At 59.2% G+C, this 18,055-nt stretch carries 21 protein-coding genes and 1 pseudogene; 15 read left to right on the forward strand and 7 right to left on the reverse strand.

What is annotated here, in order from left to right; translation table 11 throughout:
• Window positions 1-360: 360 nt before the first annotated feature.
• The 4 genes from VNX23_RS19685 to VNX23_RS19700 form a co-directional block, all read right to left on the reverse strand.
• Complete coding sequence (locus tag VNX23_RS19685; RefSeq protein ID WP_325632707.1) at window positions 361-984, reverse strand: c-type cytochrome; 624 nt, start codon at window positions 982-984, stop codon at window positions 361-363.
• Between the two features lie 44 nt (window positions 985-1,028).
• A complete protein-coding gene (locus VNX23_RS19690; protein WP_325632736.1) occupies window positions 1,029-1,649 on the reverse strand; it encodes a c-type cytochrome in 621 nt (206 codons plus the stop codon).
• A gap of 82 nt (window positions 1,650-1,731) precedes the next feature.
• Window positions 1,732-2,511 (reverse strand): outer membrane protein, encoded by a 780-nt coding sequence (locus VNX23_RS19695; RefSeq protein ID WP_325632708.1) that lies wholly within the window; start codon window positions 2,509-2,511, stop codon window positions 1,732-1,734.
• Window positions 2,512-2,541: 30 nt separating this feature from the next.
• Window positions 2,542-4,041, reverse strand: coding sequence for a cytochrome C (locus VNX23_RS19700; RefSeq protein WP_325632709.1), 1,500 nt, complete (start codon window positions 4,039-4,041; stop codon window positions 2,542-2,544).
• 450 nt (window positions 4,042-4,491) lie between these two features.
• Between VNX23_RS19700 and VNX23_RS19705 the strand changes: the two genes are divergently transcribed.
• Both VNX23_RS19705 and VNX23_RS19710 read left to right on the forward strand, forming a co-directional pair.
• Entirely contained in the window at window positions 4,492-5,139 is a 648-nt protein-coding gene (locus VNX23_RS19705) for a c-type cytochrome (RefSeq protein WP_325632711.1), read from the forward strand.
• A 120-nt stretch (window positions 5,140-5,259) separates the two neighbouring features.
• Complete coding sequence (locus VNX23_RS19710; protein ID WP_325632738.1) at window positions 5,260-5,535, forward strand: high-potential iron-sulfur protein; 276 nt, start codon at window positions 5,260-5,262, stop codon at window positions 5,533-5,535.
• A 318-nt stretch (window positions 5,536-5,853) separates the two neighbouring features.
• Here VNX23_RS19710 and VNX23_RS19715 read toward each other — a convergent pair whose 3' ends face one another.
• Window positions 5,854-6,087, reverse strand: a complete 234-nt coding sequence (locus VNX23_RS19715) for a hypothetical protein (protein ID WP_325632712.1) — start codon at window positions 6,085-6,087, stop codon at window positions 5,854-5,856.
• Window positions 6,088-6,175: 88 nt separating this feature from the next.
• Here VNX23_RS19715 and VNX23_RS19720 point away from each other — a divergent pair, with 88 nt between their 5' ends.
• The 12 genes from VNX23_RS19720 (at window position 6,176) to ccoS (ending at window position 16,206) form a co-directional block, all read left to right on the forward strand.
• Window positions 6,176-6,481, forward strand: a complete 306-nt coding sequence (locus tag VNX23_RS19720) for a DUF485 domain-containing protein (RefSeq protein WP_349256121.1) — start codon at window positions 6,176-6,178, stop codon at window positions 6,479-6,481.
• Window positions 6,478-8,169 (forward strand): cation acetate symporter, encoded by a 1,692-nt coding sequence (locus tag VNX23_RS19725; protein ID WP_325632715.1) that lies wholly within the window; start codon window positions 6,478-6,480, stop codon window positions 8,167-8,169. The genes VNX23_RS19720 and VNX23_RS19725 overlap by 4 nt, the downstream gene beginning before the upstream one ends.
• A 181-nt stretch (window positions 8,170-8,350) precedes the next feature.
• Complete coding sequence (locus tag VNX23_RS19730; RefSeq protein ID WP_325632717.1) at window positions 8,351-10,153, forward strand: putative nucleotidyltransferase substrate binding domain-containing protein; 1,803 nt, start codon at window positions 8,351-8,353, stop codon at window positions 10,151-10,153.
• A 1-nt stretch (window position 10,154) separates the two neighbouring features.
• Window positions 10,155-10,826 (forward strand): 3'-5' exonuclease, encoded by a 672-nt coding sequence (locus tag VNX23_RS19735; protein ID WP_325632719.1) that lies wholly within the window; start codon window positions 10,155-10,157, stop codon window positions 10,824-10,826.
• Between the two features lie 439 nt (window positions 10,827-11,265).
• A complete protein-coding gene (ccoN, locus tag VNX23_RS19740) occupies window positions 11,266-12,909 on the forward strand; it encodes a cytochrome-c oxidase, cbb3-type subunit I (RefSeq protein ID WP_325632720.1) in 1,644 nt (547 codons plus the stop codon).
• Between the two features lie 6 nt (window positions 12,910-12,915).
• A complete protein-coding gene (gene ccoO, locus VNX23_RS19745; RefSeq protein WP_325632722.1) occupies window positions 12,916-13,659 on the forward strand; it encodes a cytochrome-c oxidase, cbb3-type subunit II in 744 nt (247 codons plus the stop codon).
• The gene (locus tag VNX23_RS19750) at window positions 13,656-13,826 is read left to right on the forward strand and encodes a cbb3-type cytochrome c oxidase subunit 3 (RefSeq protein WP_325632724.1); all 171 of its coding nucleotides are present in this window, start codon (window positions 13,656-13,658) and stop codon (window positions 13,824-13,826) included. The genes ccoO and VNX23_RS19750 overlap by 4 nt, the downstream gene beginning before the upstream one ends.
• Complete coding sequence (gene ccoP / locus VNX23_RS19755; RefSeq protein ID WP_325632725.1) at window positions 13,817-14,701, forward strand: cytochrome-c oxidase, cbb3-type subunit III; 885 nt, start codon at window positions 13,817-13,819, stop codon at window positions 14,699-14,701. The genes VNX23_RS19750 and ccoP overlap by 10 nt, the downstream gene beginning before the upstream one ends.
• 11 nt (window positions 14,702-14,712) lie before the next feature.
• Window positions 14,713-14,946: a hypothetical protein gene (locus VNX23_RS19760; RefSeq protein WP_325632726.1), complete on the forward strand. Its 234-nt coding sequence runs from the start codon at window positions 14,713-14,715 to the stop codon at window positions 14,944-14,946.
• Between the two features lie 15 nt (window positions 14,947-14,961).
• Window positions 14,962-15,756 carry a DUF2189 domain-containing protein gene (locus tag VNX23_RS19765; protein WP_325632728.1) on the forward strand — a complete coding sequence of 265 codons (795 nt, stop codon included), beginning with the start codon at window positions 14,962-14,964 and terminating at the stop codon, window positions 15,754-15,756.
• Window positions 15,757-15,790: 34 nt separating this feature from the next.
• Window positions 15,791-15,970: a hypothetical protein gene (locus tag VNX23_RS19770; RefSeq protein ID WP_325632729.1), complete on the forward strand. Its 180-nt coding sequence runs from the start codon at window positions 15,791-15,793 to the stop codon at window positions 15,968-15,970.
• Window positions 15,967-16,206, forward strand: coding sequence for a cbb3-type cytochrome oxidase assembly protein CcoS (gene ccoS / locus VNX23_RS19775; RefSeq protein WP_325632731.1), 240 nt, complete (start codon window positions 15,967-15,969; stop codon window positions 16,204-16,206). Before VNX23_RS19770 ends, ccoS begins: the two co-directional genes overlap by 4 nt.
• Before the next feature lie 599 nt (window positions 16,207-16,805).
• Here the strand turns inward: ccoS and VNX23_RS19780 are convergent.
• A pseudogene (locus VNX23_RS19780) lies at window positions 16,806-17,054 on the reverse strand (thioredoxin family protein); the annotation flags it as partial.
• 550 nt (window positions 17,055-17,604) lie between these two features.
• Here VNX23_RS19780 and VNX23_RS19785 point away from each other — a divergent pair.
• Window positions 17,605-17,820: a hypothetical protein gene (locus tag VNX23_RS19785; RefSeq protein WP_325632733.1), complete on the forward strand. Its 216-nt coding sequence runs from the start codon at window positions 17,605-17,607 to the stop codon at window positions 17,818-17,820.
• Window positions 17,821-17,874: 54 nt separating this feature from the next.
• Here VNX23_RS19785 and VNX23_RS19790 read toward each other — a convergent pair.
• On the reverse strand, window positions 17,875-18,055 hold a 181-nt coding region (locus VNX23_RS19790), incomplete at its 5' end, for a hypothetical protein (protein WP_325632735.1).

Raw genomic sequence — 18,055 nt, forward strand, 5'->3', positions numbered from 1 at the left:
CGGGTGGCGTGACGTTACCGACGAAAGCACTGCTGCTGGCAAGCCTGCTGCTGATACCGCTACCACCGACAAGCCCGCAGCGGATAAGGTTGGTTCAGACAAGAGTTCGGATGACGCCAGCGCCCAAGGCCCTTAGCGGCCGTTCGGCCTCAGTACCGTGGGCTGGTGATGGTCCTGAGCCTTGGAACTCACCCGCGCATAGCCACAGCATGAGAGATCGTCCTCCCAAGTTCACTCTCAATATACCGCTGCTACGAGAGGGCCCTAACCGTCCGTAGATTTAGATATAAGCAGACGGGCAGCGACGCGGACCGATGCGCAGCAATTGTATAAGGCCGCGAGGAGTTGCAGCGCATACCGCTATTTCACGAAGCTCAGATATGATGCGAGCGCCTCGACTTCCTCCGCACCCAGATGGGTCGCAACCAACGGCATCGGCGACCCCGGTGTCGAGTGGTATCCCTGGCCCCACTGTTCGAGGCGTGCTTTGATGTAGAAATAGGCGAGCCCACCGAGACGCGGAATGTCCCTGATGCCTTCCGCATTGGGACCGTGACAGGCATAGCAGGACACGATGTTGGCCTCGGGGATTCCCTCCATATAGATCGTGCGTCCCCGTGCGGCCCAAGCGCCGTTGCCGTCGTTGGCGGGCCTGGGCGGAATCGAGGCGAAATAGTTGGCGAGATCGCGCGCCGTATACGGACCCAGCGAGGCGACCGCGCCCCACATGTATTGTATCGAGAACGGATTGTCGCGCGTGTGCTCGTGGAAACTCCGGATCTGACTCAGGATGTATTGCGGCCTTTGTCCGGCAAGCCGCGGCGCCACGGTGTAGCCTTGCGCGCCGGTTCCGTGACACCAAGTGCAATTGCGCACCGCGGCGATCTCTCCGGCCCAACAGGAGAGCGTGGAGAGCGCGAAGGCGAAAATCGCCAGCGATGCTGTTTTTAACCCGATGCGCTTCATGACCCCAAGCTTTCGCACCTCATGCACTCGCCGATGTGTCGGCGTATCAGACTGGCCTGCTTTCAATGCAGATAACTCACATAGGCCGCGACTGCTTCAATCTGCGACCGTGTCAGATTATGCGCCGTCGGCGCCATGATCGCGGAAGTGTCGACCGAAGTCCCTTGGCCTCTCTCTTTCGCCCAGCCCGACAACTGACCGACCATGTACGGATAGACCTGACCGGCCAGCCGCGGAATTTCATTCTGGCCGTGACCGTCCGGGCCGTGACAGGCCGAGCAGGCGGGAACGTTGGATTCGGGCAGACCTTCTTCGTAGATCTTCTTCCCCGTCGCGATCGATCCGCGTGGCGCGCCGCCGAACGGCGGCGGATTGAGATGCTGGAAATGATTAGCCAAAGCCGAGATCATCGACGGGCTCAGCACATGCGCGACGTTACGCATGACGGGGTTCGCTCGCCGGCGCTCGATGAAGGCTTTCAACTGCGCCTCGATATATTCGGGCTGCTGTCCGGCAAGCCGCGGCATTGGAAACCAGCCGAGATAACCCTGGCCCGACAGCCCATGACAGGTCTTGCAATATTCGAGCTTGGCCTCCAGCCCACCGACCCTCGCGGGCCCCATCCTTTCCTGGGCGCGAGCGCTCGATGCTAAGGCCGCCGCCAGAACGGCGATCTGCAACACGAGCTTCAAGCCAATTACCCTCACAACAAGGCCCCCTCGCCTTCGCACTTCGCGGCCGCCTCAACCAAACGGCTTGCGATCATCACCAGCCCGATCCGTTAATGTGAAAATTGAATCCAACCTTGATGACCTGAACGGTCTGCTTCACGTTCACAACGCCCGTGAGGCCGCTGAACTGGTCGGTCATCAGAATGCCGCCGTTGCCGAAGTGGTAAAAATCATATTCGACGTTCATGGACCAATGAGGCGTGAATGCCCAATCCACGCCGCCGCCGACGATCCAGCCGTAGCGATTGTCCGCGCCCTGGAAGTGAAATGGCCCGCTACCAGCAAAATCGCCGCCGCTGACATCGTATTTGTCTCCGGCCACGGCAAAGCCGCCCCTGCCGTAAAGCAGAACGGTGTCGAAGGCATAGCCGACTCGCCCGGTCACGCTCGCAAGAAAGTCGTTGGTCGACTGCACCAGCGCAGATTCGCCGGTAAAGCCGGCCGGAAGGCCGACGAACGCGCTCCCTCTCATGGTCGTGCCGGAGGCGGTACCTTCGATGCCGATGACGGCGTTGCCGGCGAACTGATAGTCACAGCCGATCTCGCCACCGATCACAGCGCCGGTCGGATTCGTGGTCACGGTGGTGATGCCAGCGGTTACCGGGGTGCCGCTTAGCGTATCCTGAACGAGCGCCACCGGATCGGTCATGTCCTTGCTGCCCCTGCCGCCGCCGACATGTGCGCCGAGATAACAGCCGGTCCAGGAAAATCGCGGAGCGACCGGCTCCGCCTTCACCGGCAGGTCGGCTGCAACCGCGCTTCCCGTCAGCATCACTAGAAGCGCTGCGGCTTGTGCAAAAGGATTTTTTCTCATCAGACCATCTCCGTATGCGGACGGATCCGCCTACATCGCAAACCATGCATGGAGGAACAGGGTGTTGTTGTTCGAGGCACCGACCGAGGTGCCGTTGAGCTTGTTGTAGAAGGTGTATTGCAGGCCGATCCTGGCGTTGAACCACGGCCATCCGACCATCTTGCTGGCGCTGAACGGGATGTAGGCGATCTCGGTTGTCCACCCGCTGGTGGCTGGCGTCAGAGGGACGCCGGTCACAGGATCGGTGCCGAACAGCCCGGCATCGGCGGTGCCCCACGCATTGAAATATTGCGCGGTGAAGACGACCCTGTTGTCGGCGCCGTAAGCAAATGACGCCTGCAGCTTAAGAGTGTTGAGCAGGTCAGTTGGATTCGTCGGGCCCAGACCATTGATAAAGCTCGCATCGAACCGTTGAAACTCGCGGATGTAGCTGCCGCGCAGCGTCAGCCACCAATTGTCGCCCTGGTATTGATATTGCGTGTCGAATCCGTAGTCGGTGAACACGTCACTTTGCGGAAACACCGCAGAGGAGAAGCTTTGAAAGCTGGTATCTACAAAGGGATGGACATTGAATTGCCCCCCGAACGCGCCGAGCATGAACGTGTTCCTGCCCCAGTGCGGCTCGATCGCGACACGCCAATAAGGCGCGATATTGCCGAGCTGACCGGGGGCGCCGAAGGGGTCCGTGCCCAGATTGTTCTGCGTGTTGAACGGAAGCGTTTTGTAGCCGGTGAACTCGAGGTAAAGCAGATCGTTGATCATGGTGTAGGCGCCGACACCGGCAACATGCGCGGCAAAGGCCCCCTCAATGGTCGTCCCTGGGTTTTGCGGGCCAAAAACGTTCGACACCGCGTATGGGAAGCTCCAGGCTGGCGTGGTGTTCCACAAATCCTGCACGGTCGGATTGTTGTTGGCGGTGATGCCGTAGACGATGTCGAGCGGACCGAAATGGGCCGTGTTGGCATAGCGGACGTCGGTATTGTCCCAGGTCCAGGTATGGCGGTCGAATGGATCGCCCGAGGGGCCAGGGCCAATTGCGTTGTAGGTCACTTGCGCGAAGGCGCCGATATTGTCGGTGATCGCGCCGCCCCAGAATGCGCTGAATGGCGACAGCACGACATTGTTGTTCTGGCTGTACGGGTCCGGCGGGGCGCCGATCAGGTCACCCAGGTTCGCCTGCGTATGCGTGAGGCCGACGACCGCCATCATGGAAATCGGCGGAACATACTCCTTGTCGGCATCGCTGGGTGCCGGAGCAGTAGGCAGCGTCTTCACATAGCCCATCATCTTGTCGTATTCGGCGCGCGCATCTCTTCCGCCCTGCGACGACCACGGCGTCGTGCGGAACGGTCCGCCGCCGGTGGTGTAACCGAGCAATTTGAAGCGCCGGCCGAATGGAGTAAGCGCGGGAAAATCGGTGTGGCAGGTGCCGCAGGGCTGACCGGTCTGGCGCGCGAAACTCGGAAGCGCTTGCGCCGGCGACGTCTGCTCGATCGTCAGCAGAATTGCGGCGACGGCAAAAGCCGCCATCACAGCGAATATCGCACCTCTACCGATTAATCGAATGATACGACCGACATCGCCCCGCATCGCGCGCTATCCCGCTTCCTTCAGCGCTTCGTGCCAAGACACGAACCCGACTCGAAAGCCGCTTACGGGAGTAACGATAGTCCATCAACGCGAAGCGCCGCCAAGGTAATAGATGCGGGCGAATCAGATTCATCGCAGGCGAGGCTTTTGTGCAACAATGGTTGCAGCGCAACAAACCAACGCGCGTCGAAACGCAATATTTCGCCGCTCGCCGAGATCAAGAAACTGGCAATATCGACGGTTTGTCCCCCATCTTCTGCCGAGTCGGTGACTTTATGAACCAGATTCGCGGAACTCTAATTGATCCGGATCAAACGGAGGCGGAAAAATTGAACTGGATCAGACTACCCGCCACGGCGTAACGTTGGCGATTATCAAAGGGGCGGGCAAATGCGAATTTCTACTGTACTACTGGTAGCGATATTCGGCGTCGCAACCTCCGCGGCGGCGCACGCGCAGGACAAGAACAAGGGCAAGGCCGACTTTTCGCCTCAGGAGCTTAAAGCCAAGGTCGATTATTGCAAGACCTGCCACGGCCTCTCGGGCCAGGGTTTTCGGGGATCGTATCCGATGCCGCGGCTTGCCGGACAACAGCCGGAATATCTCGTCAACCAGCTCGATGCCTTCATCGAGCGCAGACGCAACAATCCGGTGATGTTCAATGTCGCGCACGTGCTTAACCCGCAGATGGAGAAAGCGCTCGCCGATCAGTTCAAGGACCTCGACCCGAAACCGCTCGGCGGGGCGCCAAGGGACAACGTCGCCGAGGGCAAGAAGATCTATCAGGAAGGAATCCCGAAATCCGATATCCCGCCCTGCGCTTCCTGCCATGGGGATGACGCCAAAGGCCGCGACGCATTTCCGCGTCTCGCCGGCCAGCTTCACGATTACATCTATAGAAAGCTGACGAACTGGGACAAGGAACGGGGGCAGGACAAGGCAAAACCAGACAGCTCGGCGATCATGCAGCCGATTGCGCATAGCCTCAACGACGCGCAGATCAAGGCGGTCGCCGCCTATCTCAGCTATCTCGAATGACCCGCTTCGGGAGCCTGCGCCTGTAGCGTCCGCTCGATCGGCGCCGCCGATTGTTCTAGATCAAGGCGGTGGCCTGCGTCGTTGGACTATTCATTCATTTAACAAAGCAGGACAGTGACGATGAAAGATTCAAGCAAAATTTCTCGCCGCCAGGTGTTGACCGTCGCTGCCGGAGCGGCCGGGACAGTCGCTGGCGTGACGGCCATGGTTGGCGCATCGACGCCCGCGCAGGCAGCGAAAGCGTCGCAGAAGGCCGTCAAGTATCAGGACACCCCGAAGGGGGAGCAGCGTTGTGACAATTGCGCGCAGTTCGAACCCCCCTCCTCCTGCAAGACCGTCGATGGAACCGTCTCGCCTGAGGGTTGGTGCATGGTCTACGCGAAGAAGCCGGAATAGAACTTCGGCATGCAACTCGACCACGCTCATTAAATTTTCCAATCCTTTTGGGAAGAAGTGCTGGAATTGGCGAGATACGGAACGGCGCGCGCATCCGCGTTTCATCGAAAGTAACGAGACAATCTGGGAGGCAGATGGCGGGGTTCGATCGGGATCAAATCAAGCTGCGGCCGAATTCTCACCCGGCGGCTAGGGCTTTTCCGGACATTGAGTCTCGCGGTTTCGTCACCTAACCGGGAAGGTTACAACGGAGTAGCAGGAAGCCTTCTATTTTAGCTGCACCTCGACGGTAGTTGTCTTCCCGTCGAACGCAAAAGGTCACCGGTCGAAATAATCCAGCGACACTGGCGAGCCAAGATCGACGCTCACGTCGAATGTTTCGCTGGCCGTGAAGGCTCCGGGCACAGTCCGTTTGACCGTCGTCCGCGCAGCGTCCTCGATGCTCAGGCCTCCGCTGGCGCGCCGGGTCTGGCAATCGCTGGCCGATGGCGTGAGCAATCTATACACCTCACGGACCTCGCAGGAATCGGGATCAAACTTGATCTGCGTCAACGGCATCCCTGTTGCAGGCGATACAGAAGCAGGTACTGGCCCGCTAAGCGGGGCTGATAGTCGACAGGAAGAAGTCCAAGGGTCCGTGATGTTGAACAGCCTCACAAAGATCGAACGAGATCCGAACTATCAGGAGCTCGTACGCCGCCGTTCGTCGCTAGGTTGGATGCTGTCGTTGATCATGCTGGTCATTTATTTCGGCTTCATCCTGCTCGTGGCCTACGCGCCCAAGTTTCTGGGAACGCGAATCGGTACCGGCGTGACGACGATCGGGATTCCGATCGGGTTGGCTGTCATCGTGCTCGCGTTCGTGCTGACCGGTATCTACGTAAGAAAGGCGAATTCCAGCTACGACGTGCTGATCCGCAAGATTGTTGAGGAAAACCGCTCATGAGGAAGCTTTTCTGGCTACTGGCAATCATGCTGGTAGGCGTGCCGACGCTTGCGCTCGCCGCAGGCACCATCGACAGCGGAGCCAAGCAGGCCACCAACTGGTCGGCTATTAGCATGTTCATCGGGTTCGTCTCCCTGACGCTGGTGATCACATATTGGGCGGCCAAGCGGACCGCGTCGGCCGCGGACTTCTACTCGGCCGGCGGCGGAATCACCGGCTTCCAGAACGGACTCGCGATCGCCGGCGACTACATGTCGGCAGCCTCGTTCCTCGGCATCTCGGGCCTCGTCTACACCTCCGGTTACGATGGCTTGATCTACTCGGTCGGTTGGCTCGTGGGCTGGCCGATCGTCACGTTTTTGATTGCTGAACAACTGCGCAATCTCGGCAAGTTCACGTTTGCCGATGTGACTTCATTTAGGCTCGGGCAGACCGACATCCGCATCCTGGCGGCATGCGGCTCGCTCGTCACCGTTGCGTTCTACCTGATCGCCCAGATGGTTGGCGCCGGGAAGCTGATTCAACTGCTGTTTGGCCTGGATTACTGGATTGCGGTCGTCCTGGTCGGCGGACTGATGATGATCTATGTGACCTTTGGTGGAATGAAAGCGACGACCTGGGTGCAGATCATCAAAGCGGCATTGTTGCTTTCGGGCGCAACATTTATGGCCGGAGCCGTTCTCTACAAGTATGGATTCAGCCCGGAAGCACTCTTCGCTAAGGCAACTGAGGTGCATCCTAAAAAGACCGCGATCATGGAACCGGGCAGCCTGATTTCCAACCCACTGTCGGCGATTTCGCTGGGCCTTGCTCTGATGTTCGGTACTGCCGGCCTTCCGCATATCCTTATGCGTTTTTTCACAGTGAAGGATGCACAGGCCGCGCGCAAATCAGTATTTTACGCGACGGGCTTCATTGGTTATTTCTATATCCTGACCTTCATCATTGGGTTCGGCGCAATCACCCTCGTGTCCACCGATCCCGCGTTTCTGGACAGCTCAATCTTGGAAAAGACCAAGAGTGGAATCGCCGCAATTAAGGGCGGCTCCAATATGGCCGCTATCCATCTGGCGGACGCGGTCGGCGGCAACCTGTTTCTTGGATTCATTTCTGCCGTGGCCTTTGCCACCATTCTGGCCGTGGTATCGGGTTTGGCACTTGCCGGCGCATCCTCCATTAGCCATGACCTCTACGGCATGGTGATCAAGGGCGGGAATGCAAACGAGCAGGACGAAATCCGCGTCTCAAAGATTGCGACATTGGTTCTGGGTGTCTTGGCAATCTTTCTTGGAATCGTTTTCGAGAACCAAAACGTCGCCTTTATGGTCGGCCTCGCTTTCGCCATCGCTGCGTCGTGCAATTTTCCGGTGCTTGTAGTGTCGATCTTCTGGAGGGGCTTAACAACGCGAGGCGCGCTGATCGGCGGATTCCTGGGTCTTATCAGCGCGGTTGTTGGCGTCGTTCTCTCTCCAGCAGTCTGGGAAGTTACACTAGGTTTTGCGAAAGGCTCGGCACCAGTGAAGCTGGACAATCCAGCCCTATTCTCGATGGCTCTCGCGTTTGCCGGCATTTGGCTGTTTTCCATCTTGGATCGGAGTAGACGTGCTGCAATCGACCGGGACGGCTTTGACGCTCAGTATGTCCGATGCCAGACTGGTATCGGCGCTTCTGCCGCCACGGCACATTAGAAACGCGGCTTTGGGGTTCGACGCCGTTTCGAGGGATAAGCGGGGAATGGTGAGCTTGTCGAGACCCGCAAGCCGATAGGTGGATTGCCACGCAACAGCGTGGCAAAGTGAACGGTGCATTACCGTTCGCTAGAGGGTAGCCTTTCGCTCATAGGCCGCATATGCCTTTGAAAGCTTCAACATGCCTAAGGCATTCGACCTCAACAATCCGCCTTTCGATCGTCTAACGCCGAACGAAGCCGAGACGTTGCGGGCGTCGCTCGATATTGCCTACTTTCGTCCGAACGAAGCAATCATAGCCCAAGACGTTCTTGCGAATGCTTTCTACGTCGTCATCAAGGGCACAGTCGAGGAGCGGGACGAAGCAGGTTTGCTAGCACTCCTCGGTCCAAACGACAGCTTCGACAGCCGCGCCCTCGTCCACGGCCAGGGCGGGCATGCGTTCGTCGCTCGCGAGGAGACGCTTTGCTATGTCATTCCAAAAACCGTTACGCTCAAACTAATTCAGACCAACCCCCGTTTTGCTGCGTTCTTTTACCGCGAAATCTCGCAAAAGCTGGACGAACTTGCGCGCGATGAGGAGACGCGGCGCTATGGTTCGTTGATGTACGCCAAGGTCGCCGAACTCTATCTACATCCCCCCACGTTCGTGGCTGTAAATGACACCATTGAAACTGCTGGTCACGTGATGCGCGAGGTCAACAGCAATGCTCTGTTCGTACGCGACGGCGAGCGTATCGGTATCATTACGGGGATGAGCCTGTCCAAAGCAACTGTTTTGCGACGTCAATCGATCCAGATGTCGGTGCGCGATCTTACAAATTTTGATATCGTGTCGGTACGGCTCGACGATTTCGTGTTCTCAGCGCTGTTGCTCATGACGAAATGCAACAAGCGGCGCCTCGCGGTACGGGATGACGAGCGGTTCGTCGGGATTCTCGAGGAGATCGACCTCTTGGGTTTCTTGGCCGGCAGCGCACAGATAGTGGCGGGCCGCATCGATCGCGCCTCAAGCCAAGAGGATTTGGTGGTCGCCTCGCGCGAAATCGAAGCACAAACGCGGGTGCTTCGACGCCAAGGCGTGAAGGTCGAGGTAATTGAAGAGATCGTTTCGGACCTCAACCGGCGCCTGCTGTCCAGGCTTTTCGAAATGGTCGCGCCGGCCGAGCTGCGCACTACGAGCTGCCTTATCGTCATGGGCAGTGAAGGACGCGGCGAACAGATCATGCGGACCGACCAGGATAACGGCATTATCCTGGCGGGCCCGGTCGAAGGCGAAACGCTCGATGCTTTCCGGAGGGAGTTCTCGGGTGCTCTCGAGAGCTTTGGTTTTCCGCCCTGTCCCGGCAACGTGATGGTGCGTAATCCGGCATGGTCCAAGCCGCTCCTTGAATATCTCGCGGATTTCCGACGTTGGATCGCACTGCCCGATGAGACCGCCCATATGAATGTGGCGATTATCTACGATGCGCAAGCGGTTGCGGGTAATGGGCAGTTGCTGGACAAAGCCAAGACGGCGCTTGTCGACTTGATCCGGGGTGAACAAGCTTTCCTGGCACACTTCGCGCGGGCTATCGACGCATTCGACACGCCGATCGGTCTATTTAACAACTTGGTTACCTCTGAAGGCGCAGGCGATGCCCTTGACCTGAAGAAGGGTGGCATATTCCCAATCGTACATGGCGTTCGCAGCATGGCCATTGCGCATGGCATACTTGAGAGGTCTACCGACAAGCGCATCGCGCGATTGCGTGATCTCGGAGTGTTGAAGACCGAGTTTACAAATGACTTGAGCCAGGCTTTCCGGTTCTTGCTGATGCTCCGTCTCGACGGACAGCTGGCCGCAGCGGCCGGCGCGTCAGGCACCCTCGTGAGGCCAGCGCAGCTATCAAGCATGGAGCGTCAGCTCCTGCGCGACGCACTCCACGTGGTCAAAGAGTTTCGCGATATCGTTCGCCACCACTTTAAACTTGGCACGTTCTAAAATGCTTCCTCGTGCGATTAAGCGCTTGCTCCATCAGGCCACGATCAGCGACCAATCGTACCGCTTCATGTTCAAGCGAGCGCCGGCAGACGAGGTCGTCGCGATAGATTGTGAGACGACCGGGCTCAAGGTGCGGACCGACGATATTGTCGCAATTGCGGCGATCAAGATCCACGGCAACCGGATATTGACGAGCGAATGTTTCGAAGCGGTCGCCCATCCCGACTCCGACATGCGGGCAGAAGCAATCAAGATCCATCGACTGCGTCGATCCGATGTCGAACAGGCGCCGATTGTCTGGCGGGTGATACCGGGCTTTCTGCATTTCATCGGCGCACGTCCTCTGGTCGGTTACTACGTCGATTTTGATATTGCGATGCTGAACAAGTACATCCTTCCCCTGGTTGGGATCGAGTTGCCCAACAAACGTATCGAGGTCTCGAGGCTGTACTACGATCGCAAATACAGCGACGCTCCGCCTGGTGCGGCGATCGATCTCTCGTTTTCCGCTATCCAACGAGACCTGAAAATCCCCGCCCTCACTCAGCACGATGCCTTCAATGACGCATTGATGACCGCAATGATGTTTGTAGAATTGCGCGACCTGAAAGAGCGCGGGGTTCGGATTGCGCGACAACGCACTTCCCCTGTTTTCAATCCAACCGGCGCGTAAATCTGGTTCGGTTGCCCGAAGAAGGATGGCTGCTGCCCAGCAGAGAGATTTAACGCCTGTGTTGCGTCGACCGGTTGAGCCGGCAACCCGCATAACGGACTCAAGTCGGACATCGCGCCATGTCTGCCTTGGGCCCAACTGCGGACTCATGCAGGGCAGCAATTGCACCTCCTATTTGATCATTTCGTCGGCGAGCGCCATTCTCTCCTTGGCCGCTATCGTCCTGTCTCTTGCCACCTGCGCTAGCACGAGGTCTTTATCGAGGGCGACCCCGCCAACTTGATTTAGATCAACACCAGCGCCCTCTTCGGGTTGCCGAATGCGAGCCAAAACGCTCTATAATGGAACACGATCTTCGCGCGTTTTGATTATCTCGGGTTCACCACCGCACGGGATCAAAGCGAATGCAATTGCGTTCCTCAGCTCGCGCAGGCGCCCCATGATTGCCCAACTCACTCGGAAAGAGCGACAATACGCGGTTCTCATCAGCCTTGTGGTCGCAATCTGCGGACTGGTGCTTGGCTTGGCAGGGCGCGACGATCCAATCGGCATTCACGGAGCGCTGATCTTTATCGCCGGCGTGCTCACGATCTTCCTCGTCGGCAGACATTATTACTCGCCGGAGCCGTCGGATGAGCGATTTGCCCGGTATTACGACGATCCCAGCAAGGCTGGCATCGTCCTGGCAATGGCCTGGGCCGTGTTCGGGCTTGCGGTCGGCGACTGGGTGGCGTGGCAACTGGTCTATCCAGACCTGACCTTTGGCGGCGGCTGGTCGAGCTTTGGCCGGATCCGCCCCGTCCACACCACATCCGTCATCTTCGGCTTCGGCGGCAACGGGCTGATCGCAACCTCGCTCTACGTGCTGCAGCGAACCTCGCGGGCGCGGCTGCCCGACCAGCTAAGCCCCTGGTTCGTGCTGATTGGCTACAACCTGTTCTGCCTGCTCGCCGTCACCGGCTACATGATGGGAATTACCCAATCGAAGGAATATGCGGAGCCTGAATGGTACGCGGACATCTGGCTGGTGGTCGTCTGGGTGGTGTATTTCCTGATCTATCTGCGGACACTGGCGCGCCGCAAGGAACCGCACATCTACGTCGCGAACTGGTACTACATGGCCTTCATCCTGGTCGTGGCAATCCTGCACATCGTCAACAACCTCGCCGTCCCTGTCTCCCTCGGCCACGCCAAGAGCTATTCCGCGTTTTCCGGCGTCCAGGACGCTATGACTCAATGGTGGTACGGCCACAATGCGGTGGCGTTCTTCCTGACCGCCGGCTTCCTCGGCATGATGTATTACTTCCTGCCCGTGCAATCGGGCCGGCCGATCTTCTCCTACCGGCTGTCGATCATCTCGTTCTGGGGCATCACCTTTCTCTATATGTGGGCGGGGTCGCATCACCTGCACTACACGGCGCTGCCGCAGTGGGTGCAGACGCTCGGCATGACCTTCTCGCTGATGCTGCTGGTGCCGTCCTGGGCTTCCGCCGGCAACGCGCTATTGACGCTTAACGGCGCCTGGCACAAGGTCCGTGACGACGCCACGCTGCGCTTCATGATGGTCGCCGCGGTGTTCTATGGCCTGACCACGTTCGAGGGATCGTTCATGGCGATCCGCACGGTCAATTCGCTCTCGCACTATACCGACTGGACCATCGGCCACGTTCATGCCGGCGCCCTGGGCTGGGTTGCGCTGATCACCTTCGGCTCGATCTACGCGTCCGTGCCCTGGCTCTGGAAGCAACGGAGCCTGTACTCGGCGAGACTCGTCGAAGCGCATTTCTGGCTCGCGCTGTCGGGGACCGTGATCTACGTCTTCGCGATGTGGAATTCCGGCATCATCCAGGGGCTGATGTGGCGGACCTATAATGAGAGCGGGACGCTCGCTTTTTCCTTCCTCGATTCCCTGATCGCGATGCATCCCTACTACATTGCCCGCGCCATCGGCGGACTGTTGTTCCTGATCGGCGCCTGCATCGGCGCCTACAACATCTGGATGACCATCAAGATACCGAGCCCGGCGGCGGCTCAAGCGGGCGACCTGCCGGAGCCAAAGCTTGCCGCGCAGCCGGCGGAGTAGACCGTCATGTCGATATTCGGATTTCACTATCGGCTGGAACGCAAGGCGATCGGCCTTGTCCTTGGGATCATCGTTGTGGCGAGCATCGGCGGCCTGGTCGAGATCGCGCCGCTGTTCACCATCCAGCAGACGGTCGAGGACGCACCCGACATGCGGCTCTACACGCCGCTCGAGCTCGCCGGCCGCAATATCTACATCCGCGAAGGCTGCTATGCCTGCCATTCACAGATGATCCGCACGCTGCGCGACGAGGTCGATCGTTACGGCCCCTACTCGCTCGCGGTGGAATCCAAATACGATCACCCGATGCTGTGGGGCTCCAAGCGAACCGGGCCGGATCTCGCGCGGATCGGAGAAAAATATTCCGACCAATGGCACGTCGCTCATCTCATCAATCCTCGCGACGTGGTGCCGGCGTCGGTCATGCCCGCCTATGATTGGCTGTTGGCCACCGAATTGCGCACTGACGACCTTCCCCTTCACCTGAAGGCGCAGCGTGCGGTCGGCGTGCCCTATACTGACGATATGATCGCCAACGCGTCGCTTGACGCGTACGGCCAGGCCAATCCTGACTCACCGCTGGCCGCGGGCGTGACCAACCGCTACGGCAAGGCGACCACGGTCCGGGCGTTCGACGGGCAGGCCGATCGATTGACAGAAATGGATGCGCTGGTCGCCTATTTGCAGGTTCTCGGTCGACTTACCGACGCGGCCTCCAAACCGATGGCACAGGCAGGAGCGGTCCAATGAACGTCGCACACGACTTCCTCGTCGCCATCTCCAAATCGTTCGGCCTGTTCTACCTGATCGCGCTGTCGGCCGCGGTTCTGGTCTACGCTTACTGGCCCTCCAACAAGCAGAGATTTGATCGCGCCGCTCAGTCCATCCTTGACGACGAGGATAAGCCATGGCGGTAGAGCAGCAGGACCGTGATAGCTACACCGGCTATCTCACGACTGGCCATGAATGGAACGGGATCAAGGAATTGAACACGCCGGTCCCGCGCGTGGTCTATTTCTTCCTGATGCTCGCTTTCCTGTTTTCCGTCGGCTACTGGGTGCTGATGCCGGCCTGGCCTTTGGGGGTGACCTACACCAAGGGCCTCCTTGGCATCGATCAACGCAACGTCGTTGCGGCGTCGCTGCGCGAAGCGGCTGCCGATCGCAGCGTCTGGACCAAGAAGATCGAGACCGAAAGCTTTGCCGCGGTCCAGTCCGATCCGAAAATGATGGCAATCGTGCGCGAGGACGGCCGCACCTTGTTCGGCGACAATTGCGCGGCCTGTCATGGCCACGATGCCAAAGGCGGCCCCGGCTTTCCGAACCTGACGACATCATCCTGGCTCTGGGGCGGCAAGCCGGAAGACATCTTCAATACCATCCGCGTCGGCATCAATTCCACGCACAAGGATACCCATGTGTCGCAGATGCCGGCGTTCGGACGCGACCAGATGCTGCCGGAAGCCGACGTCCTGAAAGCGGCCTCTTACGTCTATTCGCTCTCGCACCCGAACGCGAAAACCGTCGATTTTCAGAATGCGGAGGCCGGCAAGAAGATCTTCGCCGCCAACTGCGTCTCTTGTCATGGCGATGACGCCAAGGGCAATCCCGAACTCGGCGCGCCCAATCTGACCGACAAGTTCTGGATCTATGGCGGCGACCTAGAGACCATCGACACCACGATATGGGACGGCCGGCAGGGCCTCATGCCGACCTGGGAAGGCCGCCTGTCCGAACTCGATCGCAAGATCCTCACGCTCTATCTGCTCGACAAGCGGACGCCGACACCATGAACGAGCTCGGCATGTCTGATAAGCGACAACGCGCGAGACCAGTGATCAGCCTCTGGATCCTGCTCGCTGTTGCCGCCGCCGTTTTTATCACCGCCAATGCCCATCTGATCTATGTCGCGACCATGTCGCAGCCTGCCTGCCTCACGCATCTGAAGCAAGGCGAAGGCGATGCCACGCGCGGGCTGTTCAGCGCCGCGGAGTCGTCGTGTTCACCGCCGACGGCGGTCAATGCGGGTCATTCCTAAGCAGGGAGAAACGCCATGCCGGTGATCCCTCCGGTCGCATCGCCCCTTCCAATCCCCAATCGATGGACCCGGTCGCTGACGGACGGCGATCCGTTACTGTGGCTCGCCAAGGGTTGGCGAGATTTAATGACGCAGCCGGCGATGAGCATCGTTTACGGCGTGCTCATCTTCCTGATCTCGGTCGGCTTTGTCGGCAGCCTCATCGCACTGGGGCGCGACTACATCCTGTTTCCGGCTTTCGCCGGCTTCATGGTGGTTGGCCCGATCCTGGCCGTTGGGCTGTATGAAAAGAGCCGCCGCATCGAGGCCGGTCGACCCTTGCAGTGGCGCAACCTCTTTTTCGTCAGGCCCCGCTCGGGTGGCCAGATCCTGTTCACCGGCGTGCTGCTCTGCTTATTGATGATGGTGTGGATGCGAGCCGCCGTTATCATTTACGCGCTGTTCTTCGGCCTATTGCCGTTCCCGGGTCTCAATCATATCGCGCCGATGCTCTTCACCACACGGACCGGCTGGGCGATGCTCGCAGTGGGGACCGCGGTCGGAGGATTGTTTGCGGCGTTCTCGTTCGGGATTAGCGCCTTTTCGATTCCCATGCTGCTCAACGAGGACGTCGATGCTTTCACCGCGATGGGCAGCAGCATGGCGCTGGTATGGAACAACCTGCGCGTCCTGCTGATCTGGGCGGCGATCGTGCTGTTGCTATTCCTGGCGAGCCTTGCGACAGGCATGCTCGGACTAACTGTGATCTATCCGCTGCTCGGACATGCCACCTGGCACGCTTATCGCGCCGTGCAACCGGCTGCCGCGTAGCGTGGCTCCGCGGTTGCGAAATGGAGCCGATCCCATGAGTTGCTGCGCACCCGGTGCCGGACTGTGTTTCGATGAAGTAGGCACCTCGACCGAGGAGCTCCTGCCTTCTAGCCGGACGCTGCGTGACGGGCTGCGTCGGACCGATGTTTCGGTGCCCGGCGGCGCCCAGCAAAAAATTGCGACGGCGCTCGGCGCTGCGGGAATGGTCCCATGATCGATTTCTTCTTTCTGATTCCGATTGCGATCGGGATGGCGCTGGTTGGCCTGGCCTCGTTCATGTGGACCCTGAGGAGTGGGCAATACGACGATCTCGAAGGCGCGGCACAGCGCATACTGTTCGAGGGCAATGAAGGACCCGTCCTTGAACAGAAACGTCCCACGCCGTCCACCGGCATCAAGTCGGAAGCCGAGGGTTCAGAATTCCCCAAACTGGGGAAAGCCCAGCGTTAGGTCGGCGCATCTGCATTTTCCGACTCGGCGAATGCATGGCCCCTTCGGGCGGGCGGGACGTATTGGGTGCAAGATGCGGTTCAGCGGCGTGATTAGTCCCGTCGAGGCATGCAAATAGAACGCGAACTGCCGCGCCACCTCGTCCGCTTAACCTTCAGAGCCGACGCCAGTCGTCGCCGTGTATTCGTCGGCATTGGGTCATCAACGGACCTTGGGTTGTTCAACAGAGACTTCCGCTTTTGCCCCGTGAACGGACATCGTCGGTCAGTCGGATCACTTCCGAAAAGTGCCAAACCCGGACATCAATCCCACTGCTACTCGATGACCTCGTCGGCGCGAGCGACCAGCGTGGATGGGGCGTCGACGCAGTTGGGTCATTCGCGCCCGTTCGGCCATACGTCAGCCATTTCCTGAGAAAGGCTAAGCTTGTCTCCTTCCCAGCACCATCGAGCCCACCAGGATTCGTGTCGATCACGTGCTGAACAGCCGAATCGCCAAGAAGACGAAATTGGGCCTCCCGTTTGGACAAATCGCGCGAGGAGAAGTGATCCGCGCAATTTTGTCTATTGAAGAGGCGAGCCCGTGACAAGGTCTCGGCCTTATTCGTCCTTCCATTTGATCGAGCAGCCAACAGGCGCCTTCTGATCAGCCGGCGCCACACCGGTAGTCGCAATGACACGCATGGCCTCGACAAGCTCTCGGGGCGCCCCTGCGCGGGGCGGAGTTGTACGTCCTTCGTCGAGCCGGCCGCGGTACTTGAGCTTGCGATCGGCGTTGTAACCGAAGAAGTCCGGCGTACAGACCGCCCCATACGCCCGCGCTACTGTCTGGGTCTCATCATGGAGGTACCCCGCGCGAAGTCCCCCGCAATTTTCCGAACCTTCCTCAAGCCGATGCGGGCATTGTGTAGATTATGCACGTCACTCCTGCCGGCCAGGCGGGTTTCTCCGGTTAGTGCGGTTTGCACGATTACGCTTCCGTTGGCGCAACTAAGCCAGCCGCTCCCTATTTATTTTAGAGACTGGTCAAGATTGATCAGCGACTCCGGGGTTCGGAGGTGCATGTTCAAGTCGGGAGATGTTGGCTGCGCGCAATCACGGAAACGCGATTGGCCGCAACATCTGCGATTTCGCGCGGTGATGTTGGACACGTAAGAATTGGTCAGGCCATGAATAAGCTTCTCTTAGCGACGGCTGCCATCTCGTCGCATTCTCTACGCCCTCATTATCCGCTTAAGGTCTCCAAGAACGAGAGGATACGGTTATGAACAAGCAGACGACAAAATGGGCGGTCGCCGTCGCGGTCGTCGGTGTGGTGATGCTCGGATCGGTGCCCCCTTCGGGGGCTGCTCCAGTCTCGAGCATGGCTATTTTGAAACAAGCGGCTCAGTCGTCTGACGTGACTGACGTCCGCTACTATCGCCGCTACTATCGTGGTCGCGCCTATTACGGCAATCCGGGGGCCGCAATTGGCCTTGGCATCTTGGGTGCTGCGGCTGGAGCCGCCGCCTTAGGGGCCTATGGGGCCTATGGGCCCGGCTACTACGGCGGGCCCGGCTACTACGGCGGGCAGGGCTACTACGGCGGGCCACGCTACTACGGCGGCGGCTATTAATACCCGTATTGAGGGCAAGATTAGCGCTGTTTGCGCGTTGCAATCTCTGGCAGTCTAGACATGGTTCAAGGCCCCCCAGAAACCCGCGCGTTGCCACAGCTGCTTGCCCGTTATCGCCAACCCAATAACGCGCGCGGCATTTTCGAGCTGATGATCACAGCGGTGCCCTTTTTTGTCATCTGGGCTCTGACGTTGGCTGTTGTTGTCCGCGGCCATTGGATTGGTCTGCTCCTGG

Origin of the sequence: Bradyrhizobium sp. (assembly GCF_035570375.1) — a bacterium.
Taxonomy (GTDB): domain Bacteria; phylum Pseudomonadota; class Alphaproteobacteria; order Rhizobiales; family Xanthobacteraceae; genus Bradyrhizobium.

What these genes read in the sequence shown, in the direction of transcription:
- VNX23_RS19695 (WP_325632708.1), bottom strand. Translation starts at nt 2,511, where the DNA reads ATGAGAAAAAATCCTTTTGCACAAGCCGCAGCGCTTCTAGTGATGCTG.
- VNX23_RS19700 (WP_325632709.1), bottom strand. Translation starts at nt 4,041, where the DNA reads ATGGCGGCTTTTGCCGTCGCCGCAATTCTGCTGACGATCGAGCAGACG.
- VNX23_RS19705 (WP_325632711.1), top strand. Translation starts at nt 4,492, where the DNA reads ATGCGAATTTCTACTGTACTACTGGTAGCGATATTCGGCGTCGCAACC.
- VNX23_RS19710 (WP_325632738.1), top strand. Translation starts at nt 5,260, where the DNA reads ATGAAAGATTCAAGCAAAATTTCTCGCCGCCAGGTGTTGACCGTCGCT.
- VNX23_RS19720 (WP_349256121.1), top strand. Translation starts at nt 6,176, where the DNA reads ATGTTGAACAGCCTCACAAAGATCGAACGAGATCCGAACTATCAGGAG.
- VNX23_RS19725 (WP_325632715.1), top strand. Translation starts at nt 6,478, where the DNA reads ATGAGGAAGCTTTTCTGGCTACTGGCAATCATGCTGGTAGGCGTGCCG.
- VNX23_RS19730 (WP_325632717.1), top strand. Translation starts at nt 8,351, where the DNA reads ATGCCTAAGGCATTCGACCTCAACAATCCGCCTTTCGATCGTCTAACG.
- VNX23_RS19735 (WP_325632719.1), top strand. Translation starts at nt 10,155, where the DNA reads ATGCTTCCTCGTGCGATTAAGCGCTTGCTCCATCAGGCCACGATCAGC.
- ccoN (WP_325632720.1), top strand. Translation starts at nt 11,266, where the DNA reads ATGATTGCCCAACTCACTCGGAAAGAGCGACAATACGCGGTTCTCATC.
- ccoO (WP_325632722.1), top strand. Translation starts at nt 12,916, where the DNA reads ATGTCGATATTCGGATTTCACTATCGGCTGGAACGCAAGGCGATCGGC.
- VNX23_RS19750 (WP_325632724.1), top strand. Translation starts at nt 13,656, where the DNA reads ATGAACGTCGCACACGACTTCCTCGTCGCCATCTCCAAATCGTTCGGC.
- ccoP (WP_325632725.1), top strand. Translation starts at nt 13,817, where the DNA reads ATGGCGGTAGAGCAGCAGGACCGTGATAGCTACACCGGCTATCTCACG.
- VNX23_RS19760 (WP_325632726.1), top strand. Translation starts at nt 14,713, where the DNA reads ATGTCTGATAAGCGACAACGCGCGAGACCAGTGATCAGCCTCTGGATC.
- VNX23_RS19765 (WP_325632728.1), top strand. Translation starts at nt 14,962, where the DNA reads ATGCCGGTGATCCCTCCGGTCGCATCGCCCCTTCCAATCCCCAATCGA.
- VNX23_RS19770 (WP_325632729.1), top strand. Translation starts at nt 15,791, where the DNA reads ATGAGTTGCTGCGCACCCGGTGCCGGACTGTGTTTCGATGAAGTAGGC.
- ccoS (WP_325632731.1), top strand. Translation starts at nt 15,967, where the DNA reads ATGATCGATTTCTTCTTTCTGATTCCGATTGCGATCGGGATGGCGCTG.